Origin of the sequence: Bacillus sp. 37MA (assembly GCF_000372765.1) — a bacterium.
Taxonomy (GTDB): Bacteria; Bacillota; Bacilli; order Bacillales; family Domibacillaceae; genus Domibacillus; species Domibacillus aminovorans.
On record NZ_KB889752.1, the window covers coordinates 1,482,863 to 1,484,362 of the forward strand.

Annotated in this window: 1 protein-coding gene; it reads left to right on the forward strand. The window is 34.8% G+C overall.

The features are described from left to right. Positions 1-871: 871 nt before the first annotated feature. A partial coding sequence (locus A3M5_RS24640) for a spore germination protein (RefSeq protein WP_018393320.1) occupies positions 872-1,500 on the forward strand: 629 nt, incomplete at its 3' end.

Below are 1,500 nucleotides of genomic sequence, written 5' to 3' on the forward strand. Positions count from 1 at the left end.
ACAAACTATTCAATCTTTTTTAGGATTATGAAGTGGAGCAGCGTTTGAAAGCCCGTAAGCCTCGCGACAATTACTTCTTGTTTTTCTCACAACCTAATTAATCATCTGTCGGACGACATCTTGTAAACCACAAGGGATAGGCCAACCTCCTATAATGAATTATCGCCCTTGTCTTTTAATATGCAATTTTCGTGCCAAACCGACAAACTATTCAATCTTTTTTAGGATTATGAAGTGAAGCAGCGTTTGAAAGCCCGTAAGCCTCGCGACAATTACTTCTTGCTTTTCTCACAACATAATCAATCATCTGTCGGACGACATCTTGTAAACCACAAGGGATAGGCCAACCTCCTATAATGAATTATCGTCCTTGTCTTTTAATATGCAATTTTCGTGCCAAACCGACAAACTATTTAATCTTTTTTAGGATTATGAAGAGTACTATTATTTAATTAGTGACTTAGAGAAGTTTTTTCTATCTCATACCATAAAAAAAATTTATTTTATTTATTAGAAAATCGTAAACCAACATTTTATTTATATTATAAATTTATTAAATACTTTATCAAAATTGTTCAGTTGAACACATTTTCGTTGAACAATTGAACACTTTTTTTGAACACTTTTTTGAACACTTTTTTGCATTCAGTCTGGATATAAGGTGTAACCCTGATCGATTTTGGAAAGGATAGGAAAGGTTCAAACATTGTGGAGTCCAGATGGGGCTAATACCAGCGTCGCTATCATAAATCGCCAACACATGATAAAAAGAGGTAAATGAACATCTTGTTGATGTGATACAACATTTATTGAATAAAATATCGCAGTTCAACAAATAATAGGAAAAATAAACATAATAGGGTGCTGGACTATGATATTGCAAAAATTGATAAAAAAAATCAAATTTCAAAAAATGATGAAGGATAAAAAGAGTTCGGAGCCTAAAGATGAAAAGGGTTCTCAGTCCATCTCGATTTCGAAAAATTTGCAGGATAATCTCCATCACATTCAAAATATTTTAAGCTCTAATGCTGATCTTATTATTCGTAAGTTTGCCTTTGGTAAAAATAAAACCGAAGCGTTTATTGTCAACATTGATGGAATGAGTGCAGCGACCGCTATTAATGAAAACATATTGGGTGCATTAATGAGGGATGTAGGGACGTCGTTTGATGACAAAGAACTCAGTATAGACAGTATTAAAGACGGCGCTTTAAACATGAATGATGTATCAAAAATAAGTTATATGGAAGAGGCCATTGAAAGTATATTAAACGGCGATACTGTCCTTTTTTTGGATGAGGAAAACATGGCCCTCCAAATTGGAACAAGTGCATGGGAACACAGAAATGTTGAACAATCGGCTTCTGAGAGAGTCGTAAGAGGCTCTCACGAAGCCTTTACAGAATCCATACGTGTCAATACGTCACTTATTAGAAGAAGAATTAAAGACCCGAATTTGAAGATAGAGCAGATGAAGATCGGTCGGCGTACCCGAAC